Source organism: Streptomyces sp. NPDC107522, assembly GCF_055657525.1.
The window spans coordinates 834,242-860,259 of the sequence record NZ_JBVKAU010000001.1 but is presented as its reverse complement, the minus strand read 5'-3'; the positions used below and the strand labels follow the sequence as shown (position 1 = coordinate 860,259).

The 26,018-nt window shown below is 71.2% G+C and carries 17 protein-coding genes and 1 pseudogene; 6 read left to right on the top strand and 12 right to left on the bottom strand.

Annotation, left to right across the window (positions count from 1 at the left end):
• Positions 1-27: 27 nt before the first annotated feature.
• Positions 28-1,356, bottom strand: a complete 1,329-nt coding sequence (locus ACZ7L6_RS03960) for a wax ester/triacylglycerol synthase family O-acyltransferase (RefSeq protein WP_471920354.1) — start codon at positions 1,354-1,356, stop codon at positions 28-30.
• Positions 1,357-1,501: 145 nt separating this feature from the next.
• Complete coding sequence (locus ACZ7L6_RS03955) at positions 1,502-4,126, bottom strand: PA14 domain-containing protein (protein WP_471920353.1); 2,625 nt, start codon at positions 4,124-4,126, stop codon at positions 1,502-1,504.
• Positions 4,127-4,420: 294 nt separating this feature from the next.
• On the opposite strand from ACZ7L6_RS03955, the gene ACZ7L6_RS03950 reads away from it, so the two are divergent.
• Positions 4,421-5,092: a hypothetical protein gene (locus ACZ7L6_RS03950; RefSeq protein WP_471920352.1), complete on the top strand. Its 672-nt coding sequence runs from the start codon at positions 4,421-4,423 to the stop codon at positions 5,090-5,092.
• Positions 5,093-5,155: 63 nt separating this feature from the next.
• Here ACZ7L6_RS03950 and glgC read toward each other — a convergent pair whose 3' ends face one another.
• Genes glgC through ACZ7L6_RS03935 form a run of 3 tightly spaced genes read right to left on the bottom strand, consistent with a single transcriptional unit; the run spans position 5,156 to position 8,367 of the window.
• Positions 5,156-6,376 carry a glucose-1-phosphate adenylyltransferase gene (gene glgC / locus ACZ7L6_RS03945; RefSeq protein WP_471920351.1) on the bottom strand — a complete coding sequence of 407 codons (1,221 nt, stop codon included), beginning with the start codon at positions 6,374-6,376 and terminating at the stop codon, positions 5,156-5,158.
• Between the two features lie 51 nt (positions 6,377-6,427).
• The gene (gene glgA / locus ACZ7L6_RS03940; protein WP_471920350.1) at positions 6,428-7,588 is read right to left on the bottom strand and encodes a glycogen synthase; all 1,161 of its coding nucleotides are present in this window, start codon (positions 7,586-7,588) and stop codon (positions 6,428-6,430) included.
• A 41-nt stretch (positions 7,589-7,629) separates the two neighbouring features.
• Complete coding sequence (locus ACZ7L6_RS03935; protein ID WP_471920349.1) at positions 7,630-8,367, bottom strand: (2Fe-2S)-binding protein; 738 nt, start codon at positions 8,365-8,367, stop codon at positions 7,630-7,632.
• 210 nt (positions 8,368-8,577) lie between these two features.
• Here ACZ7L6_RS03935 and ACZ7L6_RS03930 point away from each other — a divergent pair, with 210 nt between their 5' ends.
• Complete coding sequence (locus tag ACZ7L6_RS03930; RefSeq protein ID WP_471920348.1) at positions 8,578-9,723, top strand: DMT family transporter; 1,146 nt, start codon at positions 8,578-8,580, stop codon at positions 9,721-9,723.
• Here ACZ7L6_RS03930 and ACZ7L6_RS03925 read toward each other — a convergent pair.
• Positions 9,713-10,900, bottom strand: a complete 1,188-nt coding sequence (locus ACZ7L6_RS03925) for a transglycosylase family protein (protein WP_471920347.1) — start codon at positions 10,898-10,900, stop codon at positions 9,713-9,715. The genes ACZ7L6_RS03930 and ACZ7L6_RS03925 overlap by 11 nt on opposite strands.
• A 364-nt stretch (positions 10,901-11,264) precedes the next feature.
• Between ACZ7L6_RS03925 and gndA the strand changes: the two genes are divergently transcribed.
• The gene (gene gndA, locus ACZ7L6_RS03920; protein WP_471920346.1) at positions 11,265-12,704 is read left to right on the top strand and encodes an NADP-dependent phosphogluconate dehydrogenase; all 1,440 of its coding nucleotides are present in this window, start codon (positions 11,265-11,267) and stop codon (positions 12,702-12,704) included.
• A 512-nt stretch (positions 12,705-13,216) separates the two neighbouring features.
• Here gndA and ACZ7L6_RS03915 read toward each other — a convergent pair.
• The 5 genes and pseudogenes from ACZ7L6_RS03915 to ACZ7L6_RS03895 all read right to left on the bottom strand — a co-directional run bounded on the left by ACZ7L6_RS03915 (position 13,217) and on the right by ACZ7L6_RS03895 (position 20,732).
• Positions 13,217-13,854: pseudogene (locus ACZ7L6_RS03915) on the bottom strand (aspartate/glutamate racemase family protein).
• Positions 13,854-14,198, bottom strand: a complete 345-nt coding sequence (locus tag ACZ7L6_RS03910) for a GNAT family N-acetyltransferase (RefSeq protein WP_471920345.1) — start codon at positions 14,196-14,198, stop codon at positions 13,854-13,856. The pseudogene ACZ7L6_RS03915 and the gene ACZ7L6_RS03910 overlap by 1 nt, the downstream one beginning before the upstream one ends.
• 79 nt (positions 14,199-14,277) lie before the next feature.
• Positions 14,278-14,700, bottom strand: coding sequence for an aspartate 1-decarboxylase (panD, locus tag ACZ7L6_RS03905; protein ID WP_471920344.1), 423 nt, complete (start codon positions 14,698-14,700; stop codon positions 14,278-14,280).
• Positions 14,701-14,810: 110 nt separating this feature from the next.
• Positions 14,811-18,725, bottom strand: a complete 3,915-nt coding sequence (locus tag ACZ7L6_RS03900; protein ID WP_471920343.1) for a glycoside hydrolase family 2 TIM barrel-domain containing protein — start codon at positions 18,723-18,725, stop codon at positions 14,811-14,813.
• A gap of 90 nt (positions 18,726-18,815) precedes the next feature.
• The gene (locus tag ACZ7L6_RS03895; protein WP_471920605.1) at positions 18,816-20,732 is read right to left on the bottom strand and encodes an ABC transporter ATP-binding protein; all 1,917 of its coding nucleotides are present in this window, start codon (positions 20,730-20,732) and stop codon (positions 18,816-18,818) included.
• A gap of 150 nt (positions 20,733-20,882) precedes the next feature.
• Between ACZ7L6_RS03895 and ACZ7L6_RS03890 the strand changes: the two genes are divergently transcribed.
• The 3 genes from ACZ7L6_RS03890 (at position 20,883) to ACZ7L6_RS03880 (ending at position 24,186) form a co-directional block, all read left to right on the top strand.
• The gene (locus ACZ7L6_RS03890; RefSeq protein ID WP_471920342.1) at positions 20,883-21,848 is read left to right on the top strand and encodes a lysylphosphatidylglycerol synthase transmembrane domain-containing protein; all 966 of its coding nucleotides are present in this window, start codon (positions 20,883-20,885) and stop codon (positions 21,846-21,848) included.
• A 60-nt stretch (positions 21,849-21,908) separates the two neighbouring features.
• Entirely contained in the window at positions 21,909-22,673 is a 765-nt protein-coding gene (locus tag ACZ7L6_RS03885; RefSeq protein ID WP_471920341.1) for a crotonase/enoyl-CoA hydratase family protein, read from the top strand.
• 415 nt (positions 22,674-23,088) lie between these two features.
• Positions 23,089-24,186 carry a mechanosensitive ion channel family protein gene (locus ACZ7L6_RS03880; RefSeq protein ID WP_471920340.1) on the top strand — a complete coding sequence of 366 codons (1,098 nt, stop codon included), beginning with the start codon at positions 23,089-23,091 and terminating at the stop codon, positions 24,184-24,186.
• A 15-nt stretch (positions 24,187-24,201) separates the two neighbouring features.
• On the opposite strand, the gene ACZ7L6_RS03875 is transcribed toward ACZ7L6_RS03880, so the two are convergent.
• On the bottom strand, positions 24,202-25,767 hold the full coding sequence (locus ACZ7L6_RS03875; RefSeq protein ID WP_471920339.1) for a M1 family metallopeptidase: 1,566 nt from the start codon (positions 25,765-25,767) through the stop codon (positions 24,202-24,204).
• Positions 25,768-26,018: the final 251 nt, after the last annotated feature.

Genomic DNA, 26,018 nt, shown 5'->3' with positions numbered 1-26,018 from the left:
GGGCCGGTCCTCCAAAACCGGCCGGGGTCAAGGTCCGCAGGCCGTGATGAGGGTCTCCACCTCCTCGGACACGGCCCGGGCGAGCACGTCGAGGTCCGGTACGGCCTCGGCGTCGGCGACGAGGCCGTAGTGGACGCGGCCGCGGTACGTCGAGACCGCGATCGCCAGGGACTGGCCGCGGGCCAGCGGGGCGAAGGGGTAGACCTCCGTGACGGGGTGGCCGCCGAGCTTCAGGGCGATGCCGGGCAGCGGCACGCTGGTGACCAGGATGTCGAACCAGAGCCGGGCGGCCTGGCCGACCAGCGGTCCGCCGAGCCGGTGGCCGAGCGCGGGGACGTGGTCGGCGAGCAGGGCGACGGCGCCCGCGCCCCGGTTCGGGCCGGCGTCCTTGTTGCGGTCCATGGCGGTACGGACCGCGGCGAGGCGGCGCAGCGGGTCGGGGTCGTCCACGGGGAGCCGTATCAAGTACCCGGAGAGCCGGTTGCCCTGAGGGTGGGCGGTGCGCGGCCGGCGCTTGGAGACGGGGATCAGGGCGCGGGGCGCGACGCCCTCGCTGCCGTCGCCGCGTTCGTCGAGCCAGCGGCGCAGGGCGCCCGCGACGACCGCGATGAGGACGTCGTTGACGGTGCCGCCGACGGCCTTGCGGATCACGTGCACGTCGTCGATGTCGACGATCACCCCGGCGGTACGGCGGGTTCCGCTCGGCTCGGCGGTCAGCGCCGCCGACGAGCGCACGCCCAGGGTCGACACGGCGACGGAGGCGCCGATGTCGAGGGCCCGGCCCACGTCGGACAGAGCGCCGCGCACCAGCCCCGGCAGTCTGCGCACGTCGGGCAGGCGGCCGCGCGCGGGCTCCTCGGGGCGGGGCCCCCGGGCGGGCAGGTCCATGGGGTCCATCACGGCGGCGGCGAGCGTCAGCGCCCGCAGTCCGTCGGCGAGGGCGTGGTGGAACTTGAACAGCACGGCGAACGACACACCGTCCTCGCCCGGCAGCACATGCGCCTCCCACGGCGGCCGGCCGCGCTCCAGCGGCCGCTCCATGAGCCGGCCCGCCATCGCCTGGAAGTCGGCGGTCGGGGCGTGCAGCCGGACGTGGTCGAGGGGGTCGAAGTCGGGTGCGGGCTCACGGGCGGCGCCACCGAAGGAGAACGGCTGCAGCGGCTGCCAGGCGTCACGGATGCGCATCCGCAGCCCCGGAACGGCCGCGGCGCGCGCGGCGAGCAGGTCCGCCGCGTGGGCGCCGGCGGTCGGCGTGTGCGCCGCGAAGACGCCGAGCGCCCCCAGGTGCATGGGGTGTTCGGCGGACTCGATGCTCCAGAACGCCAGGTCGAGAGGTGCGAGAACGTCAGAAGTCAATGGCTTGCCTCGCGTCGACGAAGGGTGGACCAGCAGTCAATCGCCCGCGGGCGATTACAGTCAAGTACGATCAAGCTACGCACAGTTAACGGCAGATTAAGTCCCGCCCCTCGCGAAAGGGGCGGGACTCATGGTGCATATGAGCTCAGTGCAGCACGGGTAGCGGCACCGGGCATCCCGTGGGTGTCACCCGGGAGGCGTCACGGATCAGCGCCTCGTGCGCGGCCCTGAGCCGCGCCGCGTCCGGTTTCAGTACGGCGCGGTCGTAGGTCAGCAGCCCGTTCAGCTCCCCCTCGACGTCCGAGATCTGGGTGTAGACGGCGCCGTTGCCGCCCCGGCAGACCAGGGCGCGTACCTCGTCGAGCTTCGTGAGGTAGTCGTCCGTGTAGGTGGCCGGATCGACATCGACGTACGACTGCTGCACCGACCAGGCGTGCCCGGGCACCGCGAGTCCGAGGCCGCCGTACTCGCCACTGACCAGTGCCCGTTCGCCGTCGGGGCGCGGCGGCAGGGCCGGGCTCGGATAGCCGTGCTCGTCCATGATGTCGCCGGTGCCGCCGTCGGCCCCGAGGTTCAGCCCCGACTGTCCGTTGACCAGCCGGGTGGGGTCCCAGGCCTTGGCCTGCGCGGCGACGCGGCCGATGTCGTACTGGCCCCAGCCCTCGTTGAAGGTGACCCACATGATCACCGACGGGCTGCTGATGTGCTCGTCGATCATCTGTTTCATCTCGCGCTCGTGCTGGGCGCGGGCCGCCGCGCTGGGGTTCACCCCCGCGGTCATCGCGGGCATGTCCTGCCACACCAGCAGGCCCAGCCGGTCGGCCCAGTGGAACCAGCGGTCGGGTTCGACCTTGATGTGCTTGCGCACGGCGTTGAAGCCCAGCTTCTTGTGCGCCTCGAGGTCGTACGCGAGGGCCTCGTCGGTCGGGGCGGTGTGCAGGCCGTCGGGCCAGTAGCCCTGGTCCAGGGTGGCCATCATGAAGACCGGCTCGCCGTTGAGGACGGTGCGCGGGACGCCGTTCACCTTCTCGACGGCGATGGAGCGCATGCCGAAGTAGCTGCCGACGCGGTCGGCGCCGACGGTCACTTTCAGGTCGTACAGGAAGGGATCGTCGGGTGACCACAGGTGCGGATCGGGGATGGTGAGGGTCAGCGGCCGGCCGGTGCGGCCGCTCGCGGTGGCGATCTTGCGCCGGCCGTCGTACGCCGTCGCCGTGACGGGTACGCCGTCGCGCACGCCCTGTGCTTCGACGGTCAGGGTGCCCGCGTCGACGTCGGGGATGAGCTTCAGGGTGTCCACGTGATCGCGGGCGACCGGCTCCATCCACACGGTCTGCCAGATGCCGGAGGAGGGGGTGTACCAGATGCCGCTCGGATCGAGGCGCTGCTTGCCGAGCGGCGGGTTCTCGCCGTTCGCCGCGTCCGTCGGGTCGTACACGCCGACGATCAGCTCCTGGGTGCGGCCGGGCTTCAGCGCGTCGGTGATGTCGGCGCTGAACTTGTCGTAGCCGCCGGTGTGTTCGGTGACCTTGGCACCGTTGACGTATACCTCGGCCCGCCAGTCGACGGCGCCGAAGTTGAGCTTCAGACGCTGGGCGGAGCCGATGCGCCAGTCGGCCGGGACCGTGAAGGTGCGGCGGTACCACATGCGGTCCTCGTGGCGTTCGAGGCCCGAGAGCTGGGACTCGACCGGGAACGGGACGAGGATGCGCTCGGGGAGGTTCTGGCCGACCGGGGGCCGCTCGCCCGCCCCGGCCGCCGCGAACTGCCAGCGGCCGTTGAGGTTGCGCCAGGCGGCCCGGGTCAGCTGGGGGCGCGGGTACTCGGGGTGGGCGTTGTCCGGGCCCACGTCCTCGGCCCACCTGGTGCGCAGCTGGTACGTCGACCGGTTGGGGCCGCTGCTCCAGAAGGGTTTGACAACGTTGCCGTCGGCATCGGCAAGGCCGCCGGCGCCGTCGTAGCGGATGTCGGCCGAGCCGCGCGCGGTCCCGGTCTTGTTGCCGACCACGGGCTCCTTCAGCCCGACGAGGAGCGCCTTGGGGTCGGCGGGATCGAGCGTGGCCGTCCCGAGCGGCCATGCGGCGCCGCCGATCACCGCGTCCAGGTGGTCGGTGACGTCGGCCGGGGGTGCGGCGAGGTCCCGGGCGAAGTCGAGCTTGAGCGTACGGCCGTCCGCGAGGACCGTGGCCGCGATCGCTCCGTCGTAGTCGAAGCCCTCGGGGAGGCGGAACGCGGACTGCGGGACGGGTTCCTTGCCGCCGCCGGGCTCGGTCCAGCGCAGGTGGAGGTTGGAGCCGCCGTAGTGCTCGAAGTACTCGACCTTGATGTCGTACGCGGTACCGGCGGTCAACTCAAGGGGCGCGGCGGTCTGTTCGCGGTCCCAGTCGTCGACCCAGTGGTCGATGGCGAGCTTGCCGTCGATCCAGAGGCTGAAGCCGTTGTCGCCGATGATCGAGAAGGTGTGCGGGCCGGTCTTCTCCGGCACGATCCTGCCGGTCCAGCGGACGCTGACGTCGTCCGAGCGGCCGGCGGCGAAGGCCAGGCGCGGCTCCAGGTTGTCGAAGTCGAGGTCGGGGTCGAAGGCGGTCGCCTTGAGCTCGTGGAAGTCGAAGGCGCCGGGGGCGGACTGGGTGTAGTACTCGCCCTTCAGGCCGTGGATCTCCACGGGGGTGTCGGCCGCGGCCGGGGCGGGTGTCGCGGTCAGGCCCGCGAGGCCGAGGGCCCCGGCGAGCAGTAACACGAGTCGGTTTCTGAGACGTCGTATGCGCACAGAGCCTCCATAACAACGTTGTCATGGACAGTGGTTGGCATGACAGCACGGAATCCGCCGCCGGTCCAGGTACATGACAGGCCTGGATCAGGGGCCCTCGTCGTCCAATTGGCGTCATATGCCGCATGATTGACTGCTCATCAGTTGCCAAATCAAGGACAACTTTGCGATTTCTTGGTGTAGCTCGGCGGGCGATTACGTGAGCCTCGTGGGCACCACGCGGTGACTGCAGGCCCAGGGAGAACAGTGGGCCGCGTCACCGTCCCCCCACGTACGGCGAGAGGCAACAAAAAGATGACGAGGAACCGCGCACTGCGGTACGGCGGCCGCACCCTGACACTGGCGGCGACGGCGTTCGGGATGATCGCGGGGGCCGTGCCCGCGGTGGCCGAGGAGCAGCCCACCGTGGAGCAGATCATGGCCGACTGCGCTTCCGGGGAAGGCAAGTGCAGCTTCAACTCGCCGGAGATCGGCCAGGCTTACCTCGGTGAGCCCCGTCAGGTCTCGGACCTGCTCTACAACTGCACCGCCTCGCCCGCCTCCCAGTCCATGTCGTGGGCCGACACCGTGGGTTCCTCCCACTCGGTGGGAGGCTCGGTCACGGTCGGTGGGGGCATCGAAGGGATCATCACCGCCAGTGTGACCGCGACGTACAACTACACCTGGCAGAGCTCGCACACGGAGACGAGCTCCTTCACCGTGACGGTAAAGCCGGGAGAAGTGGGCTGGATCTCCCGCGCCCAGGTGATGCAGCGGATATCCGGCACCTGGCAGACCCACTACGACGACCCCAAGTGGGGCCACTACTACTGGTTCGTACCCGACGTGATCACCGGCCCCGCCCCGAACGGCACCGACGGCAAGCACAGCGCAGTCGTGGTCAAGTCCCGCAAGATGACGGCCGACGAGAAGAAGCTCTGCTCCACCGGCTCGACCCGGGGTGAGGTCTTCACGCGCAACGGCTGACGACAAGGCCCGCCGCTCTCCCGGTAGCGGCGGGCCCGCCCGCACATCCGGCCGGTTGCTCGGCTAGGGCACCTGCTGCCCCTTCCCCAGTGCGATCACACCGCCCTTGGACACGGTGTACAGCTCCGCGTCCCGCTCCGGATTGACGCCGATCGTCGCGCCCGGAGGCACCTCGACGTTCTTGTCGAGCACCGCGCCCCGTACCACCGCGCCCCGCCCGATCCGCACGTTGTCGTGCAGCACCGCCCCCTGCACCACCGCCCCCGGGTCGACCACCACGCCCGGCGAGAGCACGGACCGCGTGACCTGCCCGCGGATCAGGCAGCCGGCGCTGATGATGGACTCGCCGGCCATCCCGCCCGCGTTGAAGCGGGCCGGGGAGAGCTGGTTGGAGTGGGTGTAGATGGGCCAGCTGCGGTTGTAGAGGTTGAAGGCGGGGCGCTCGGCGATGAGGTCCATGTGGGCGTCGTAGTAGGCGTCCAGGGTGCCGACGTCCCGCCAGTAGCCCCGGTCCCGGTTGGTCTCGCCGGGGACGTGGTTGGCGCTGAAGTCGTACAGCTGGGCCTCGCCGCGGTCGGTCAGCTGGGGAAGGATCGAACCGCCCATGTCGTGCACGGAGTTCTCGTCCTCGGCGTCCCGCTGGAGCGCCTCGATGAGGGCCTTGGTGGTGAAGAGGTAGTTGCCCATCGAGGCGAAGACGGTCTCCGGGTCGTCGGGCAGCCCGGGCGGGTCGGCGGGCTTCTCCAGGAAGCGTTCCACGGTCAGGCCGTCCGAGCCGGGGCTGATGACACCGAAGGACGACGACTCGCTGCGTGGCACGCGTATGCCCGCCACCGTCACGCCCGCGCCGCTCTCGATGTGCTGGGCGAGCATCTGGCGCGGATCCATGCGGTACACGTGGTCGGCGCCGAACACCGCGACGTACTCGGGGCGTTCGTCGTAGATCAGGTTCAGGGACTGCAGGATCGCGTCCGCGCTGCCCAGGTACCAGCGGGGGCCGAGCCGCTGCTGGGCCGGGACCGGGGTGACGTAGTTGCCGAGCAGGCTGGACATGCGCCAGGTCGTGGTGATGTGCCGGTCCAGCGAGTGCGACTTGTACTGCGTGAGGACGCAGATGCGCAGAATGTCGGCGTTGACGAGGTTGGAGAGGACGAAGTCGACCAGGCGATACGTTCCTCCGAACGTGACCGCGGGTTTCGCGCGGTCCGCGGTCAGGGGCATCAGGCGTTTGCCTTCTCCGCCCGCGAGTACGATTCCGAGCACCGAAGGTCCGCCACGACGCATGGCCGCTCCCCTCACCGTGGTTGATCCCAGCCTGCCCCTGTGCAGTGCGCGCTAAGCCTGTTTGAGGATCTCCCCGTAGAGCCGGACAGTCCGCCGCGCCACGGTGTCCCAGCCGAACTCCCCCACCGCGCGCTCCCGTCCGGCCTCGCCCATCCGGCGGGCGGTCTCCGGGTCGCCGATCACTGAGTCCAGCGCCCGCGCGAGTCCTGCCTCGAAGGCCTCGACGTCGTCGTCCAGCGGGACGAGCAGGCCCGTCTTGCCGTCGTCGACGACCTCGGGAATGCCGCCGACCTGCGAGGCGACCACGGGAGTTCCGCAGGCCATGGCCTCCAGGTTGACGATGCCGAGGGGTTCGTACACCGAGGGGCAGACGAACGCGGCCGCGTGCGTGAGGAGTTGGATCACTTCCGGACGCGGCAGCATCTGCGGGATCCAGTGCACGCCCTCGCGGACGCGGCTCAGCTCCTGGTAGAGGTCACGGAACTCCTGGTCGATCTCGGGAGTGTCGGGGGCGCCCGCACACAGCACGACCTGCGCGGCCGGGTCGATGTTCCGTACCGCGCGCAGCAGATGGGGGACGCCCTTCTGGCGGGTGATGCGGCCGACGAACAGCACGTACGGGCGGTCGGCGTCGAGGCCGAACCGGCGCAGGACGTCGGTTCCGTGGTCGGGCCGGTACAGGGTGGTGTCGATGCCGTTGTGCACGACGTGGACACGGTCCGGGTCCAGCGCCGGGTAGCAGCCGAGGATGTCCTCGCGCATGGCTCCGGAGACGGCGATCACCGCGTCGGCGGCCTCGATCGCGGTGCGCTCGGCCCAGCTGGACAGGGCGTATCCGCCGCCGAGTTGCTCGGCCTTCCAGGGGCGCAGGGGCTCCAGGGAGTGCGCGGTCATCACGTGAGGGATGCCGTACAGCAGCTTGCCGAGGTGGCCGGCGAGGTTGGCGTACCAGGTGTGGGAGTGGACGAGTTCGCGCCCTTCCAGACCCGCGGCCATGGCGAGGTCCACGGAGAAGGTGCGCAGTGCGTCGTTGGAGGTGTCCAGCGCGGACCAGGGGCGGTGGCGCACCACGCCCACCGCGCGGCCCTCGCCCCAGCAGTGCACCTCGAGGTCGACGAGGTCCCTCAACTCCCGGGCCAGGAACTCGACATGGACGCCCGCGCCGCCGTACACATCCGGCGGGTACTCCCGGGTCAGCAGTCCCACACGCACCCGGAACCCCCTGTTCTCAGCGGCTGGTTGCCCTTTCATGGTCACCCAGATGGGGCGCGTGGGGAAGAGCGCGGGGCTCGTGTGAAGCAACAGTCACCGCACACGCCCCCGCCGGGCACGCGGTAGTAGAGGCAGCAGCTGCGGCGCCGGAAGGCGCTTCCGGTGAGGGTGCCGGTGCCGGCGAGGAGGGGGTGGGCGAGGAGTTCCGCGGTCAGGACGCGGGCCTTCGCGGCGGCGGCCGTACGGCCGTTCGCGCGCGCCCACTGGTCCAGTTGCCGGGCGGCGCCCGCCAGGGCCGATGCCGCGTTGCCCCACAACAGGCCTTCCGCGACGCGGTACCGGGCGCGCAGGGCGGCGGTCAGGGGTTCCAGGTGGCCGTGCAGGACGGCGTCCGCGAAGGTCGCCGGGTCCGCGGCCAGCGGGCGCACTTCTGTGAGGTACAGGTCGTCGGGGGCGGCGGCGTCGGGGTCCCAGTGCAGCAGACGCGGGTCGAGGTCGGGGATCCGGCCGTAGAAGGCGGCGCAGCCGAGCGTCACCGACCACAGACGGGCCGCGAGTCCCTGCTGGGCCACGGAGGCGGCGATCCGCGGCTCGGGGGCGCGCAGGGCGTGCGCGACCTTCTGCACGCGGAAGGCCAGGGAGTCTCCGGTCGCGTACGCCTCCGCCAGGGTCGGAAGTGGCCGACGTGCTTCCCCTGGTGTGTGCAGTACGAAGAAGCCGCCGAGTGACCGCAGCGCGGCGAGATCAGGGTCGAGGTCCACGAAGAGCAGTAGTACCAAGGCCCCTCGGGGTTCTCACCTGGGGGTCTCCACCCGGGGTCACCCGCCCTGAGGATGAGGCGGACCTCCTCGTACTCCATCGGCAGTACGACACGGTCGGTGCTCTGGTACGACGACGGGAAGAACATTTCGCGGCATCGTGTTGGTTATGACAGCCGACCGTTCGCCGCGCAGGGGCCACCACCCCCGCCTCACGCAGAGGAGCAGCTCATGAGCGCCCTCGCGTTGTCCGTGCTCCTGTCGCTCGTCTCCGCGGTCGCGTACGCGGGCGGGGCGATCGTGCAGGAGCGTGTCGCGGTGTCCTCCCCGGGACAGCAGTTCGCGCCGATGCGCCGGCCGGGCTGGTGGGCGGCGGTCGCGCTGAACGGCCTCGGTGGGCTGCTGCACGTCGTGGCGCTGGCCTTCGGTCCGCTGAGCCTGGTGCAGCCGCTCGGCGCCCTGACGATCGTGTTCGCGCTGCCGATGGCGGCGCTCTTCGTGGGCCGCAAGGCCGGGTCGACGGCGTGGCGGGGCGCGATCATGGCGACCGTGGGTCTCGCCGGGCTGCTGTCCCTGGTCGGCACCTCCGAGTCGCAGTCGCTGGGCACGGCGGAGCGGGTGGGCGTGGCCCTGGTGACCGGCGGCATGGTCGTGGCCCTCATGATCGCGGGCCGGGCCGCCCACCGGCACCCCGCGGTGCGCAGCATGCTGCTCGCGACGGGGTCCGGCATAGCCTTCGGCATGTCGTCGGTGTTCACGAAGATCGTCGCGGTCGACTGGAACGGCGGGGTGTCGGTCGCCGATCTGCCGTCCCTGGCGACGATCGGCGTCTTCGCCACCGCCGGTCTGCTGCTGTCCCAGGCCGCCTACCGGGGTGCGGGCCTCGCGGCACCGCTGGCCACGCTGACGGTCGTGAACCCGGTGGTGGCGGCCGCGGTCGGCATCACGATGTTCGGAGAAACCTTCCGGTACGGCACCACCGGCACCGTGCTCGCCCTGGGCTGTGGTGTGGTGGCGGCGGGCGGCCTGATCCTGCTGACGACGGAGCGGATCGCGCGCACGGAGGCGGAGACCGGGACGGCCCGGCCCGAGGAAGCGGTCGCGGCCGTGCCCGAGGCGGACGTGGCCGCGGTGGGCGCCGAGGCACTGCTCGACGGCCTTCCGGAGCAGACCGCGGGAATGCCGCGCGAGGAGCTCCTCGTACCGGACAGGATCGAGGACATCCTCATACCGGCACAGATCGCGGAGAGCGGGTACGAGGACACGGAGCCGTCGCATCCCGACAGCGAGCCCGCGAACCTCTACGGCCCCTTCTACGGCGGCCCGTACGTCCCGATGCCGGTCCTCGACCGGCACCGTACGCGGATCAAATCCTGACGCCACCGGCCCGGAGATAGGCGACCGGGTCGATGTCCGAGCCGAAGCCGGGCCCCGTCCGCACCTCGAAGTGCAGATGCGGGCCCGTGCTGTTGCCCGTGGACCCGGAGCGGCCGATGCGCTGCCCGGCACCCACCGACTGCCCGGCCTTCACGGAGATCGCCGAGAGATGGGCGTACTGGGAGTAGCGGCCGTCGGCGTGCCGGATCACCACCTGGTAGCCGAAGGAGCCCTCCCACCCGGCGCTGACCACCTGACCCGCCCCGACGGCCTTCACGGAGGTACCCGTCGGGACCGGGAAGTCGACGCCCGTGTGGTAGCCCTTCGACCAGGAGGAACCGGCCTTGCGGTACGGGGTGCCGGTGCCGGAGCTCACCGGGGCGACCAGCGAGCGGCTGCTCGTCGTGGCCTGCTCCTGCCGGTCCGAAGAGGTCTTCGGAGAGGTCTTCGGCGAGGTTCTCTCCGGCGCGGGCTTGGGGGCCGGCTTCGTGCGGGTCGTCGTCGCGGTGGACTTGCCGCGCAGTGCGAGCCGCTGCCCCGGCAGGATCAGGTCGGGGTCCGCTCCGACGGTCTTCCGGTTCGCGGCGTACAGGCCCTGCCAACCGCCCTTGACCTGCTGCCGCTCGGCGATTCCGGAGAGCGTGTCGCCGTGGACGACGGTGTACATCTCGGCCGTGCCCGCCCGTGACTGGGGTGTGGTCTGCGGCTGGACGTCCTGGACCGAGGTCTTCCTGACCGGGGGCTTGCCGACCGGGGTCCTGCCGGTGGCGCCGGCGGGCTGTACGTCGGGCGCGTCCCCGCCGCGGCTCAGCCCGGCCCGCACCGAGCACACCGGCCAGGCGCCGGGGCCCTGTCCGTCCAGCACCTTCTCCGCTATGGCGATCTGCTGGTCCTTGGTGGCCAGATCCGCGCGCGCCGCGTACCGCGTGCCGCCGTACGCCTCCCAGGTCGACTGGGCGAACTGCAGCCCGCCGTAGTAGCCGTTGCCGGTGTTGACGTGCCACCTGCTGGTCGACTCGCATGCGGCGACCTTGTTCCAGGTGTCCACGTCGGCCGCCTGCGCGGCGCCGGTGCCGATGAGCGGGAGCGCCATTCCGGCGCCGCCCGCGGTGACGGTGAGCGAGGCGCGGTTGATCCTGTTCGGCTGGTACCGGCGGTGCCGGCCGCGTGCGGCCATGTCGGAGCCCCCCATGGACATGCGTCAGGAGGGGCAAAAGTAAGCGCTGCGAACAGGCCATGACAAGACGGCAATTCAGTCGTCTGTTCACGCCAAGTGGCGAGGAATCGGCGCACGTTGCCCGGAGTCAGCAACGGTGCTCGGGGCGGAGGTCGGAGGGGCGTTCGGCACGGCGTTCGGGACGGCGCTCGGAACGGCGTTCGGGAGGGCTGAGTGCGGCGGGGCCTTCCGTGCGTATCTGCCTGCGACATCGCGCCACCCCGGATGTGCGGCCGGAGAACCGGCACGTCAGGATGGACGATGGGGCAATACTGGCGGGCATGACCGGCACCGCTGATATATCGAGGTCACTAGGAGCCAACGCATGAGCAGTTCGGCGCAGATCGGCGTCACGGGTCTCGCGGTCATGGGCCGCAACCTCGCCCGCAACTTCGCCCGCAACGGCTATACGGTCGCCGTGCACAACCGGACCCCCGCGCGCACCCGCGCGCTGGTGGAGGAGTTCGGCGGCGAGGGCGAGTTCATCGCGGCCGAGACCGCCAAGGAGTTCGTGGCGGCGCTGGAGCGCCCGCGGCGGCTCGTCATCATGGTGAAGGCCGGTGAGCCGACCGACGCGGTGATCCAGGAGTTCGCGCCGCTCCTCGAGCCCGGTGACATGATCATCGACGGCGGCAACGCGCACTTCGCCGACACCCGGCGCCGCGAGCGGGACCTGCGCGAACAGGGCATCCACTTCGTCGGCATGGGCGTCTCCGGCGGCGAGGAGGGCGCGCTGCACGGGCCGAGCATCATGCCCGGCGGCCCGAAGGAGTCGTACGACTCACTGGGCCCGATGCTGGAGAAGATCTCGGCGAAGGCGGCGGACGGGGCGCCCTGTGTGACGCACGTCGGTCCGGACGGTGCCGGGCACTTCGTGAAGATGGTGCACAACGGCATCGAGTACGCCGACATGCAGCTCATCGGCGAGGCGTACCAGCTGCTGCGGGATGTCGCCGGCTATGAGCCCGCGCAGATCGCGGAGATCTTCCGGACCTGGAACACGGGCCGGCTGGACTCCTACCTGATCGAGATCACGGCCGAGGTGCTGTCCCACGTGGACGCGGCGACGGGCAAGCCGTTCGTGGACGTGGTGGTCGACCAGGCGGAGCAGAAGGGCACGGGGCGGTGGACCGTGCAGATCGCGCTCGACCTGGGCGTGCCGGTGTCGGGCATCGCCGAGGCCGTCTTCGCGCGGTCGCTGTCCGGGCACGCGGCGCTGCGGGACGCGTCCCGCGGGCTGGCCGGCCCCAAGGCGTCGCCGCTGAGCGAGGCGGAGGCGGGGGCGTTCGCCGACCGTGTCGAGCAGGCGCTGTACGCGTCGAAGATCGTGTCGTACACGCAGGGTTTCCACGAGATCGCGGCCGCCCGCGAGGAGTACGACTGGGACATCGACCTGGGCGCGGTCTCCGCGATCTGGCGCGGCGGGTGCATCATCCGGGCCGCCTTCCTGGACCGGATCCGGGCCGCGTACGACGCGCGGGCCGATCTGCCGAGTCTGCTGTCGGACGAGACGTTCGCGCAGGAGATCGCCGATGCGCAGGACGACTGGCGTGAGGTGATCATCGCGGCGACGCGGCAGGGGGTGCCCACGCCGGGCTTCGCGGCGGCGCTCGCGTACTACGACGCGTTGCGTGCCGAGCGGTTGCCTGCGGCGCTTACGCAGGGGCAGCGGGACTTCTTCGGGGCGCACACGTACCGGAGGGTGGACCGGGAGGGGTCGTTCCACACGTTGTGGGGTGGGGATCGGTCGGAGGTGTCCGCCTAGGAGCTCGGACGGGTCGGTCGTCTCGCGAGTGCGTGTGTGTGGGGGCTGGTCACGCAGTCCCCCGCGCCCCTCAGGGGCGTTGCGGTGGGCGGTGCTTTCAGCCGCCCACCGCTTTCGTTTCCCCGCTCAGGTCAGTGGGGGCCCTGGCTCCGGGTTCGGTACCGGTTCCGGGCCCGGGGGGATCGGGGACGGGGGCTGTGGGGGTGCGGGGGGAGTCGGGGGTGAGGGTGGGGGCGGTGTCGGGGCGGGTGGCGGGGGGACCGGGGTGGGGGGCGGCTCGGGCGTCGGGGGTGGCTCCGGGGGCGGGACCGGGTGGGGCTCCGGGTGCTGAGGGTCCGGGCCCGGGGCCGGGTCCGCAGGGACGCGGTCCGGATACGGGTTCGTCATGGCGTCCTCCAGCCAATCGGTGCAGGTCGGCTCTGGACTACTCCCCCGCGTACCCGACGGCGGCGCCACCAGTCACTCACCCGCGTCACTGCGGGCGTCCAGGTGGGCCCATCCCGTGGCCGGACCTAAGCGGGCCGCGTCGCCTCCGCCGCGGCCCCAAGCCCCGGCCGCGGGCTGGACAGCACCGGGACCGAGGTCGTCGTGAGCTGCTGGGCCGGGGCCATGGAGGCCTGGGCGAGGACGATGACGTCGGCGTCGGTGACCTCGTCGGCGGCGGAGGCCACCAGCCGTGCGCAGCCCTGCGCGTCGCCCGCCTCGAAACGGGCGAAGGCACCCTCGACCAGGCGGGTCCGTACGTCGACGGGGCGCCCGGCGCGGTCCGCCTCCTCCTCGATCAGGGTCGCCGTCGGCCCGAGGGTGCTCTCGACCGTGGCGAGGACGACGACCCGGGCACCCGCGGCCACCGCTGCCGCCGCCATGGGGCGGTCGACGCGCAGCACCGGCACCCCGGCCTCGGCGGCGGCCGCCTCCGCGACACCGCCGATGGTCGAGCAGGTGCACAGCACCGCCCGCGCCCCCTCGGCGACGGCCCGGTGCAGGGTCTTGCGGATGTCGTCCGTGACGGCTTCTGCTCCTTCGCGGCGGGCCCGGCTCAGCAGGTCCTCGTCGACGAAGTGCCGTAGGCCGCGACCCGGGTGTCCTCGTCGCGCAGCGCGTCGAAGACCGGGATGTGCAGGGGCGAGGTGTGCAGGAGGGCGAGCATCAGAACCGGCCGGGGTGCGCCCGCAGCCAGTCCGTGGCCGCCTCCAGCAGCCCGGGAGCGGCCGCCGGGGCCTCGGCGGGGTGGCGCTCGGCCCACTTCACGACGTACGGGCACAGCGGCGCGACGACGACTCCCTCGCGCGCCGCCATGTTGTACAGCTCGCGTGCCAGGGAGCCCGCGATGCCCTTCCCCTCGTGAGCCGGTTCCACGATGGTGTGGACGGGGACGAGGGCGCGTGCCGGGGATTCGAGGACGAAGTACTCGATGTGGCCGACGACTTCGCCGCCCTGGAGGGCCTCCAGGCGGCCCGCCGCCCGGTCGTCGCGGATCTCTGTCTCGCTCATGGCACGCTCCCTGGTCCGTCTTGTGTTGCAGGTCCGGGGCCGGGCGCGGTTCGTGTCGCGGGGCCGGGCCCGGGCGCGGTCAGGCCGTCGGCACGGCCTGGGGGCTGCGCTCCTGGTCGGAACCCGGCACCGGCTCGGACGGGTCGGCGCCCAGGGCCACGATGCGGTTGGCGCCGTCCACGTGCACGACCCGCGGCTGGAACTCCCGCGCCTCGGCGTCGGTCATCTGAGCGTAGCTGATGATGATCACCAGGTCGCCGGGGTGGACGAGATGGGCGGCGGCACCGTTGATCCCGATGACCCCCGAGCCGCGCTCGCCCTCGATGACGTAGGTCTCCAGGCGGGCGCCGTTGGTGATGTCCACGATGTGGACGAGCTCGCCGGGCAGCAGGTCGGCGGCGTCGAGCAGGTCCGCGTCGATGGTCACCGATCCCACGTAGTGCAGGTCGGCCTGGGTGACGGTGGCGCGGTGGATCTTGGACTTGAAGAGCGTACGCAGCATGAAGCGCTCCGGTGTTCGGCTCCCTGCCTGCCGAGGCAGGTCAAGGGCTCTTGGTGCACGGGCGGGTCCAGGGTACGAAACGGCGTCCTGGACCCGCACCGAGATCCACGTCACTCCACGGCGGTGGGGCGGCGCGAGACCGCCATCGCCTCGTCGACATCCCGCAGGGGACGCAGCCGGTAGGTGTAGGAGTAGTCGCGGTTCGCGAACAGCTTGTACTCGTCGTGCGTGTGGGCGCCCCAGCTGTCGTCGCCGCCCACGCCCATCTGCCGGTGGCTCACACGGAGCACGACCTCCTCCCTCGGGGTCAGCTGGTAGTCGTGGCGGGCGCCGACCGACAGGTCCTCCGGCGTGAAGTGCGAGGCGTTCACCTCCAGCAGGGGTTCGCCGGAGACGAGCAGGCCGGTGCCGTCGCGGCCGGTGAGGGCGATCCAGCGGACGTCGGTCTTGTTGCCGCTCTCCTGGGGCCGCAGGTACGAAGTCCGCTGGCCGGTGACGGTCCCGGAGTACAGGCCCACGTCGGTGGCGTTGTTGCGGTCCCAGTGGTTCTCCTCGGGGCCGCGGCCGTAGTAGCGCAGGTTCTCCAGGCGTGCGGGCAGCAACAGCAGCGTGCCCACCTCCGGGATGTACGGCAGCGAGGCCGCGCCCGGGTGCAGGGTGTTGACGACCTTGATCTCGCCGTTGCCGAACACCGTGTAGGTGGTGGTGTACGTCGATTCGGTGGTCGTCGGCAGTGTGCCGCTGACCTTGATCTCGACGGCCTTGTCCCGCAGGGCGCGGGTGGCGACGTCCGTCACCTTGCGGTGGGTGCCGGCGTCGCGCCAGGTCTGGTTGCGGATGTGCTGGCCGTTGCCGCGGTCGTTGTCGGTGGGGGCGCGCCAGAAGTTCGGGGCGGGTCCGGAGGAGATCAGCTGGGCGTCGCCGGCCTTGTACGAGGTGATGACGCCGGTCTTCTTGTCGACGGTGACGGAGAAGCCCTTGCCGGTGACGGTGACCGCCCCGTCGGTGTCGGTGTGGCTCAGCGCCGGGACGGTTGCCAGTGGCACCGGTGTCACGGCGGGGCTGCCGGCGTCGACGGCGAGCTGCTGCTTGGCCACTTCGAATCCGGCCTTCGCCCACTTCGTGGACTCCCGGGTGGTGAAGGACAGCTGCAGGAAGTACTCCGCGCCCGGCGCCGGGGCGTCCGGAACCTCGAAGGGCACGGTGACGTCCTTGCTCGACAGTGGCGCCAGGTCCAGCTGCGCCCGGCTCAGCCTGCCGCGCTGGACCGCTTTTCCGTCCCGGACGAGTTCCCAGCGTCCGTCGAACTCACGGAGGTTGGTGAAGAGGTACTCGTTGGTGAGGGTGACCGCCGCACCGGGGGCCAGCGAGGCGCCCGAGGCCGGGGCCGCATTGATCGCCTGGTAGATCTGCTTCACCTCGGCGGACTTGCCGGTGAGGCCACGGTCGGCGGTGATGATGCCGTCCCCGGAGAAGGCCCCGTCGTTGGGGTTGTCGGCCCAGTCGCCGCCGTAGGCCAGGAACGTCCTGTCGCGCGATCGCTTCTCGGTGAAGTCGACGGTTTCGGCGTCGAACCAGAACCGTACGCCGTCGTCGCGGGGTCCGCGTCCCTCGGAGGCCAGTTCGGCGGCGCTCAGGGCGCGGGCGTACACCCGGGCTCGCCGGATGGTGCCGCTGAACTCCCGGGTGGGATTGTCGACGTCGGTCGCCAGGGCCAGGGACGCGGTGTTGTCGGCGGGGCGCCGGGGGGTGGTGCGGGTGGCCCGCACCTCGCCGTCGACGTGGAGGGTCAGCGTGCCCGCCTCCGCGTCGAAGACGCCCGCGACATGGTGTTCGTGGCCGGTCCAGTCGTCCGGCAGCGCCCAACTGGCGGTGATCCACTGGCCGCCGCCGTAGATGAAGAACTCCAGGTTCCGGTTCGTCTGCTTCAGGGCGTACTGGGTGTCGCCCTTGGCGAGGATCGGCTGGTGGTAGCCGGTCACGTGCGGGGTGACCCAGGCCTCCAGGGTGAGGGATCCGGTGAGGTCGAGACGTGCGTCGCGGGCGAAGACGGTGCCGCCCGAGACACCCTTGTCGCGGCTGAACGTGCCGCTGGGCGCGAGGATCTCACCGCGCAGTGCGGCGGGCCCGGACTCGGTGAACTGCTTGCGCGTCGGGGTGGGCCAGCTCAGCGCCTGGTCGACGAAGTCCCAGATCCAGCCGCCCTGCAGCACGTCGTAGCGGCGGACGAGGTCCCAGTACTTCCTGAAGTTGCCGTTGGAGTTCCCCATCCCGTGGGAGTACTCGATCATCACGTACGGCCGGGTGTCGTTGCCGTCCTTCGCGCGCGCTTCGACGCGGGAGGGGCTGTCGTACATCTCGGAGCGGATGTCGCTGATGCCCGGGCGGTCGTCGCCCTCGTACTGGATGACGCGGGTGGTGTCGTAGGAGCGGATCCAGTCGTGCATGGCGTTGAAGGTGCTGCCGCCGCCCGCCTCGTTGCCGAGCGACCAGATGACGACGGACGCGTGGTTCTTGTCGCGGTGGACCATGTTCCGGGCGCGGGCCACGCACGCCTCGGTCCACTCGGCGTGGTTGCCGGGGTACTCGCCGCGGATGCCGTGGGTCTCGAGGTTGGTCTCGTCCACGAGGTACAGGCCGTACTCGTCGGCGAGTTCCAGCCAGAGCGGGTTGTTGGGGTAGTGGGAGGTGCGGACGCTGTTGATGTTGAGCCGCTTGATGATCTCGATGTCCTGGACCATGTCCGCGCGGGTGAGGGCCGAGCCGTGGACCGGGTGCATCTCGTGCCGGTTGGTGCCCCGGAAGGAGACGGGCTTGCCGTTGATCCGCATCAGCCCGTCCTTGAGCGCGAACTCGCGCAGGCCGACCCGGTGGGAAAGGGTCTCGATCACCTTGCCCGCCGGGTCACGCAGGCGGAGCACGGCGGTGTAGAGGTACGGGTGTTCGGCCGACCACAGACGCGGCTGGGGCACGGCCTTCGCGGCCTGCACGGTCTGTTCGGCGCCGGCCTCGAGCGCGACGGTCTGCTGCAGCGGTCTGGTCCACACCGGGTGCCCGGTCACGTCGTACAGCTGGGTCTCGACGGAGTACCGGCCGCCCCCGTGCCCGCCGTAGTCCCGCAGGTTTGCGGTGACGGACAGCTCGGCTGATCGGTAGTCGTCGCTGAGCGGGGTGTCGAGCCGGAAGTCGCGCAGGTGCACGGCCGGCGTGGAGTACAGGTAGACCGAGCGGAAGATGCCGCTCAGCCGGATCATGTCCTGGTCCTCCAGCCAGTCGCCGTCGGAGTAGCGGTAGACCTCGACCGCGATCTGGTTGGTGCCCGGCTTGAGGTGCGCGGTGATGTCGTACTCGGCGGGGTCGTAGGAGTCCTCGTGGTAGCCGACCATCTCCCCGTTGATCCACACGTAATGGGCGGACTTCACCCCCTCGAAGTGGAGGAACGTCCGCCGTCCCGCCCAGTCGCGCGGGACGGTGAAGGTGCGGCGGTACTGGCCCACGGGGTTGTAGCGGGTGGGGGCGGCCGGCGGCTGTGCCTCTTCGCCGAGGCCGTTGGGACCCCACCAGGGGTAGGTGATGTTGATGTAGATCGGGCGGTCATGGCCGTGCAGTTGCCACGCCGAGGGGACGGGGATGGTGTCCCAGTCGCGGTCGTCGACGTCGGTGCGGTAGAAGTCGTCGTTCCGGGCGTCGGGGCGTTCGGCGTAGGCGAACTTCCATGTGCCGTCCAGGCTCAGCCGGTACGGCGAGCGGGTGCGGTCGGCGGCCAGCGCCTGTCTGACGTCCGCGTACGGCATCAGCGTGGTGTGCGGGGGCTCGGCGCCGACCTGGAAGAGGCTGATGTTGCCGTTCCACTCCGGGGTGCCGGCCGCCGCTCCGGGCCCGTCGGCCGCGTGCACCGTGGCGGACGATCCGGAGACGGCGAGCGCGCCCAGCAGGGCGGCTCCCCCCTCCAGGAGACGGCGGCGGCTGACCGGCATGCCCAACGGGCGGGACGGGCCGGCGGGAGACAGGGGGGTGTCCGGCATGACCATGGCCTTCCTCGCAACGACACTGCGCTGCACGGCTTGAGGGAGCGTCAGATCTTGTGCGGTGCTGTTGGTAAACCGAACGGAACCCTAGGATGCGAACCCAAGTGAAGCAATGATGCTGTCGGTCTTTGTTTGTTCCTGAGGGGCGAGTTGGCGCTCGAACTGCGTCCGGTACAGCTCGGCGTAGCGTCCTCCGGCCGCCAGCAGCTCCTCGTGCGTGCCGCGTTCGACGATCCGGCCGGCCTCGACCACCAGGATCAGGTCCGCCGTCCGCACGGTGGAGAGCCGGTGGGCGATCACGACCGCGGTCCTGCCCTCCAGCGCTTCCGCGAGCGCCTCCTGGACGGCGGCCTCCGAGGTGTTGTCGAGGTGGGCGGTGGCCTCGTCGAGGATGACGACACGCTGGCGGGCCAGCAGCAGCCGGGCGATGGTCATGCGCTGGCGTTCCCCGCCGGAGAGCCGGTAGCCGCGCTCGCCGACCACCGTGTCGAGGCCGTCGGGCAGGGACCGTACGAGTTCGTCGAGGCGGGAGCGGCGCAGGGCGTCCCAGAGTTCGGCCTCGGTGGCGGTGGGGCGGGCAAGGAGCAGGTTGGCGCGGACGGTGTCGTGGAAGAGGTGGCCGTCCTGGGTGACCATGCCGAGGGTGGAGCGCAGGGACGCGGCGCCCAGGTCGCGGACGTCGACGCCGCCCACGCGTACGGCGCCCTCGTCGACGTCGTACAGCCGCGGCAGCAGCTGGGCCACGGTCGACTTGCCGGCGCCGGACGAGCCGACGAGGGCGATCGTCTGCCCGGGTTCGGCGCGGAAGGAGATGCCGTGCAGCACCTCGGCGCCGCCGCGCGTGTCGAGGGTCGCGACCTCCTCCAGGGAGGCGAGGGAGACCTTGTCGGCGGACGGGTAGCCGAAGCGGACGTTCTCGAACTCCACCGACACCGGGCCCTCGGGGACCTCCTTCGCGTCCGGCCGGTCCTCGATCAGCGGCTTGAGGTCGAGCACCTCGAAGACCCGCTCGAAGCTGACGAGGGCGCTCATGACCTCGACGCGGGCACCGGCGAGCGCGGTGAGCGGCGCGTACATACGGGTCAGGAGCAGCGCCAGCGAGACGACGGCGCCCGGCTCCAGCGTGCCGCGCAGGGCGAACCAGCCGCCGAGGCCGTAGACCAGGGCGAGGGCCAGGGCGGACACCAGGGTGAGCGCGGTGATGAACACCGACTGGGCGGTGGCCGTCCGCACGCCGATCTCCGCCACCCGCCCGGCCCGGGCCGCGAACTCCTCCGACTCCTCCTCCGGCCGCCCGAAGAGCTTGACCAGCGTGGCGCCGGGTGCCGAGAAGCGCTCGGTCATCCGGGTGCCCATCGCCGCGTTGAGCGTGGCCGCCTCCCGTTGCATCCGGGCCATCCGGTGGCCCATGCGCCGGGCCGGGATCACGAACACCGGGAGCAGGACGAGGGCGAGCAGGGTGATCTGCCAGGACAGGGTGAGCATGACGGCGAGGGTGAGCAGCAGCGTGACGAGGTTGCTGACCACTCCGGAGAGCGTGTTGCTGAAGGCTCGCTGTGCGCCGATGACGTCGTTGTTGAGACGGGAGACGAGCGCTCCCGTACGAGTGCGTGTGAAGAACGCGACCGGCATGCGCTGCACATGATCGAACACAGCCGTACGGAGATCGAGGATGAGTCCCTCCCCGAGCGTCGCCGACAGACGTCGCGCGAGGATCCCGAGCACCGCTTCCGCCACCGCGATCAGGGCGATCAGCAGGGCAAGGCGGACGACGGTGCTCTCGTCGCCGCCCGTCACGATCGCGTCGACGACGTGTCCGGCCAGGACGGGGGTCGCGACGGCGAGCAGCGCGGTCACCACCCCGAGCACGACGAAGAGCGCGATCCTGCGGCGGTGCGGGCGGGCGAAGGCGGCGATGCGGCGCAGCGTGGCGCGCGCGAACGGGCGACGCTCCCGCTCGGCGTTCATGACGCTGTGCAGCTGGGTCCAGGCTGTGGTCTCCATGCTCATGGGAGAGAACGTAGAACCTCAAGCAATATCGAGGTCAAGGGCGGCGGGTGGACCGGAACAGATGTCCGTCCGCAGCCGGTCCGTAAGGCGCCGTCTGTGCTGTCGCAACCCGCCGTTGTCGCGGCGCGGAGAACCTCTCCGGATGTGACAGCCGTACGACTCGCCACGGGACGCCTGCTCCGGCGCGTCCCGATCCGCCAGGTACTGGTCCTGCTGCCGCTCGCCCTCGTCGTCGTGGTCGCGGTGCGGCACCGGGCGGTGCTCGCCGAGGGCATCGGCCATCTGGCGACGGCCAAGTGGCCGTGGCTGCTCGCCGCGGCCTGCGCCACCTGCCTGACCTGGGTCGCGGCGGCGGTGACCCGGCAGGGTGCCGTGGTCGACCGGCTGCCGAGACTGCGGCTGCTGGTCACGCAGTTCGCGGCGGGCTCGGCCAACCACCTGCTGCCCACCGGGCTGGGCGCCAGCGCGGTCAACCTGCGCTTCATGACGGTGTGCGGGCTGCCGCTCGCCCGCTCCTCGGCCGCGCTGGCGCTGTATCTGCTCGCCGAGAGCGTGGCCCGGGTCGGCCTGCTGGCCGCGCTGCTCATCGCCTTCCCCGACGCACTGCGTCTCGGGCCGCTGCTGCCGGAGGGGGCAGGGGGGCCGCTGCTGATGGTCATCGGCGCGGCGGCGGTCGCGGTCGTGGCCGTCTTCGCACTCGTACGCCGGCTGCGCACCGCCCTGCTGTCGTTCCTGCGCACCGCGCTGGGCGAGGCACGCTCGGTGCACACCCGCCCGTCCCGGGCGCTGGCGTTGTGGGGCGGTTCGCTGGCCTTTCCCGTGCTCCAGGCGGCCGGGCTGGTCCTGGTGGGGCTCGCCCTGGGGCTGGACGTGCCGCCGGCCCACATGGCGCTCGCCTATCTCGCGGCGACCGTCGCCGTGGCCCTGGTGCCCACACCGGGCGGACTCGGCTCGGTCGAGGCGGCGCTGGTCGTGGCCCTGGTGGCGGCGGGCGGCCCGGTGGCGGTGGCGACGGCGGTGGTGCTGGCGTACCGGATCATCACGGTGTGGCTGCCGCTGCTGCCGGGGGCGTTGACGTTGGGGGCGCTGGTGCGGTGGAAGGTCATCTGAGGGCTCAGTACCGTGCGGGGTCCCACCCAGGGAATTTCCGACCCAGGAAGAGGCCCCGCCATGCCGGTCCGCGTCGAGCGCCAGGGACACGTCACCACCGTCGTCCTCTCCCGCCCCGAGGTCCGTAACGCGGTCGACGGTCCGACAGCCGCCGAACTCGCCGCCGCCTTCAGGGAGTTCGAGGCGGACGACGAGGCGCGGGTGGCGGTGCTGTGGGGCGAGGGCGGGACCTTCTGCGCGGGCGCCGACCTCAAGGCGCTCGGCAGCGAGCGGGGCAACCAGGTCACGCGGGAGGGGGACGGTCCGATGGGGCCGACCCGGATGCGGCTGTCGAAGCCGGTGATCGCCGCGGTCGCCGGGCACGCGGTGGCAGGTGGCCTGGAGCTGGCGCTGTGGTGCGATCTGCGGGTGGCCGAGGAGGACGCCGTCTTCGGGGTGTTCTGCCGCCGCTGGGGCGTGCCGCTCATCGACGGGGGCACGGTACGGCTGCCCCGCCTGATCGGCACGAGCCGGGCGCTGGACATGATCCTGACCGGACGGCCGGTGCCGGCGAGCGAGGCCCACGCGATGGGGCTCGCCAACCGCGTCGTGCCGACCGGACGCGCCCGCGCCGAGGCCGAGGAACTGGCCGCCGAGATCGCGCGGTTCCCGCAGGGGTGCCTGCGCGCCGACCGTGCGTCCGTGCTCGGCCAGGAGGGGCTGGACGAGGAGGCTGCGCTGCGGGGCGAGCTGCGGCATGGGACGGGGGTGCTGGCGGAGAGCCTGGAGGGTGCGGCGCGGTTCGCCGCCGGGGCGGGGCGGCACGGTTCGTTCGGGGACGTGTGAGCCCGCGGGCTCCGCTGCGCGCGGTCTACTTCGGTCAATCTCCCACGACGGCGGCACCTCCGGCATCGGGATCGACTTCTGCCGAGCAACACCGGGGGCGTGCGCGGCGGACAGCGGCTCTCGGGTGGCGCGCGAGCATCGAGTGCGCCTCGGAGAGCGTCCGTTCGGCCCTCCATGTCCTCCCCGGGTTCGGGAGAGAATGCCCGAAAGCGAGCGATGAGGCCGTCCGCCCGACGATCCTGGTGCGAACACGTGTACCCGATACGGCAGGATGAGCCCTCGCGCCGGTCACGGGGGACGGGGTGACCGGCGCGACGGCACATCGCGGAATTCGAGCAGGTGACAACGTGACGAGACTTCACATCCGGCCGTCGGCGAGGAAATTCGCCGCAGCTCTCGCCCCCGGAGGTGATCGGTGAAGCGGGCGCTCACTGTGGACGACCTGGTGATCGCCGGGATAGCGCTGGCGGCGGGGCTGCTGGCGGCCTTCCTGCTGCGGATGCTGCTGCGCTGGCTGGGCAAGCACGCCGACCGCACCCGCTGGAGCGGCGACGACCTCATCGTGGACGTACTGCGGACCGTGGTTCCGTGGGCGGCCTTCCTCGGCGGCGCGGCCTCCGCGGGCGCGGCCCTGCCGCTGACGAAGACGGTCCAGCACAACGTCAACCAGATCCTGACCGTGCTGCTCATCTTCGTGGTGACGCTGGCGGCCGCCCGCGGGGTCGCCGCGCTGATGCGCACGGTCACCCAGTCCCGACCCGGCGTCGCCGGCTCCGCCACGATCTTCGTCAACATCACCCGGATCCTGGTCCTGGCCATCGGCTTCCTGGTGGTCCTGCAGACGCTGGGCATCTCCATAGCGCCGCTGCTCACCGCCCTGGGTGTCGGCGGTCTGGCGGTCGCGCTCGCGCTTCAGGACACGCTCGCCAACCTCTTCGCGGGCATCCACATCCTCGCCTCCAAGACCGTCCAGCCCGGTGACTACATCCGTCTGGCCAGCGGCGAGGAGGGCTACGTCGAGGACATCAACTGGCGCCAGACGACCGTGCGCGCGCTCTCCAACAACCTGATCGTCATCCCCAACGGGGAGCTCGCGAAGACGAACATGACCAACTTCATGCGTCCCGAGCAGGAGCTGACGATCCTGGTCCAGGTCGGCGTCGCCTACGACAGCGACCTGGACCACGTGGAGCGGGTGACGAACGAGGTCATCGGCGAGGTGATGACCGAGGTCGAGGGCGCCCTCCCGGACCACGAGCCGATCATCCGCTTCCACACCTTCGGCGACTCCCGGATCGGCTTCACCGTCATCCTCGGTGTCGGCGAGTTCAGCGACCAGTACCGGATCAAGCACGAGTTCATCAAGCGCCTGCACAAGCGCTACCGCCAGGAGGGCATCCGCATCCCGGCGCCCACGCGGACGGTGGCCATCCAGCAGGGGACGGTGGCGATACCGCAGCAGCGCGTCTCCGAAGAGGCGGACGAGGTGGTGGCCCCCGTCCGCCTCGACTGACCTACCCGAACACGCCTAGAGGGTGGCCGAGTTGTCGTGGTGGCCACCCTTGCGGCGGCGCGGCGTGACGAGTGACGGCTTCACCGGGTTGACCGTCCAGTCCGGGTGCCCGGGCATCCGCGGCGTCTTCGTGCCGTACAGCCAGTCCCGAAGGAACCCGGACAGGTCCTGGCCGGTGACCTCCGAGGCGACGGCGATGTAGTCGGCCGTCGACGCCGAGGAGTTGCGGTACCGGTCGAGGAAGGCGCGCTCGAGGGCGTTGAAGGCGCTCTCGCCGACGAGGTTGCGCAGTGCGTACAGGACCAGCACGCCGCCGAGGTAGCGCTGGCCGTCGAAGAGGTTGGCCGCGTTGGGCGCGGCGACCGGCCCCGAGTCGCGCCGCCACTGGTCGCCCTGGGCGTAGGTGTTCTTCATCCGGGCTTCCAGGGTGGTCAGCCCCAGGGAGTCCGGCCAGCCGCGTTCGTAGCGGTACAGCAGCCCGTAGAAGTCGGCGTGGCCCTCGTTGATCCACAGGTCGGCCCAGGAGGCGGGGCTGACGCTGTTGCCGAAGTAGGAGTGGACCAGCTCGTGCATCATGTGCGAGCCGATCTTCGGCTCCGCCTGGAGCAGATAGTTCGGCTTGTAGATGGTGAGGGTCTGGGTCTCCAGGCCGGTGAAGTCGAAGGCGTTCGGGGCGTCGGAGTTGCAGGGCAGCAGGCCGTACGTCTCGAAGGGGTAGGCCCCGAGCCGTGCCTCGATCCACTCCACCAGCTTCGGCGTCAGCGCGAGCGCCGGTTCCAGTGCCTCGGCGCGCGCGACCGGGACGACGTCGCGCAGCGGGAGGCCGTGCGGGCCCTGCCTGTCCTTGATCACGTAGTCGCCGACCGTGATCTGCACCAGTTCGGTGGCCATGGGCTCGCGGGAGCGGTACGTGTACGCCGTACGGCCGCCGGAGAGGCTCTCGGTGCGTTCGAGCAGGCCGGTGGCCACGCCGCGCAGGCCGCCGGGGACGGTTATGCGGAACGTGAAGTCGGCCTTGTCGGAGGGGTGGTCGTTGCAGGGGAAGACGGTGTGGGCCAGGTTCGGCTGGCAGCAGGCTGCGAACCCGTCCAGCGTGTCGACCCAGCCGGTGTGCGGCTGCGGAATACGGCGCGGGTCCGCCGAGTACTCGACGCGGACGGTGACCGCGCACTTGGCGGGCAGGGGCCGTGCGGGCGTTATGCGCAGCTTCTCCTCCACCTGCTCGAACGTCGCCGCACGGCCGCCGACGCGGACGGAGCGGATGTCGAGGCCGAGGGAGTCGAGGGAGAAGCGGGTCAGGGCCTGGGTGGTGCGGATCTTCAGGGTGGCGGTGGCGTCGACGAGGCGGGTCGTGGCGTCGTAGGAGAAGTCGAGGTGGTAGGCCGCGACGCGGTAGCCGTCGTTGCCGAGGGCCGGGTAGACGGTGTCGCCGAGGGTCTCGGGGCCCGGGCTGCCGGAGGTCTTGGGGGCCGACGTCCCCGTGTGCGTCGGCGTGGCGTGGGCTGAGGGCGCGGTGGTCAGGGCCGCCGCGGTTCCGATGAGGGCGGCCGCGGGGGCCGTCACTCGGGTGCGATATCTCATGGTCCGCTTTCGCTGGGGCGGGCCGGGTGGTCAGGACCGGCCGCCGAATCGGTGATCTCCCTACATGACTGTGTGATCGGGCGATCAGGTTGCACGGAGGCGATGCATCCGTTTGCGCGGATCCGGGGTCTCGTCCTTTTGCGCGGATCCGAGATCCCGGCCCGTATCCCGCGCCGGTGGGCGGACCCCTGTCGAGCCGAGGTCGATCACGAGATATCTTGATGTCGAGCAATGTTGCAGACGTGGAGCGG

Excerpts from the sequence above, each read along its gene's own strand:
- gndA (WP_471920346.1), top strand. The coding sequence starts at position 11,265 with ATGAGCAGTTCGGCGCAGATCGGCGTCACGGGTCTCGCGGTCATGGGC.
- ACZ7L6_RS03895 (WP_471920605.1), bottom strand. The coding sequence starts at position 20,732 with ATGGAGACCACAGCCTGGACCCAGCTGCACAGCGTCATGAACGCCGAG.
- glgC (WP_471920351.1), bottom strand. The coding sequence starts at position 6,376 with ATGCGTCGTGGCGGACCTTCGGTGCTCGGAATCGTACTCGCGGGCGGA.
- ACZ7L6_RS03910 (WP_471920345.1), bottom strand. The coding sequence starts at position 14,198 with ATGAGCGAGACAGAGATCCGCGACGACCGGGCGGCGGGCCGCCTGGAG.
- panD (WP_471920344.1), bottom strand. The coding sequence starts at position 14,700 with ATGCTGCGTACGCTCTTCAAGTCCAAGATCCACCGCGCCACCGTCACC.
- ACZ7L6_RS03930 (WP_471920348.1), top strand. The coding sequence starts at position 8,578 with ATGAGCGCCCTCGCGTTGTCCGTGCTCCTGTCGCTCGTCTCCGCGGTC.
- ACZ7L6_RS03875 (WP_471920339.1), bottom strand. The coding sequence starts at position 25,767 with ATGAGATATCGCACCCGAGTGACGGCCCCCGCGGCCGCCCTCATCGGA.
- ACZ7L6_RS03885 (WP_471920341.1), top strand. The coding sequence starts at position 21,909 with ATGCCGGTCCGCGTCGAGCGCCAGGGACACGTCACCACCGTCGTCCTC.
- ACZ7L6_RS03900 (WP_471920343.1), bottom strand. The coding sequence starts at position 18,725 with ATGCCGGACACCCCCCTGTCTCCCGCCGGCCCGTCCCGCCCGTTGGGC.
- ACZ7L6_RS03950 (WP_471920352.1), top strand. The coding sequence starts at position 4,421 with ATGACGAGGAACCGCGCACTGCGGTACGGCGGCCGCACCCTGACACTG.
- ACZ7L6_RS03925 (WP_471920347.1), bottom strand. The coding sequence starts at position 10,900 with ATGGCCGCACGCGGCCGGCACCGCCGGTACCAGCCGAACAGGATCAAC.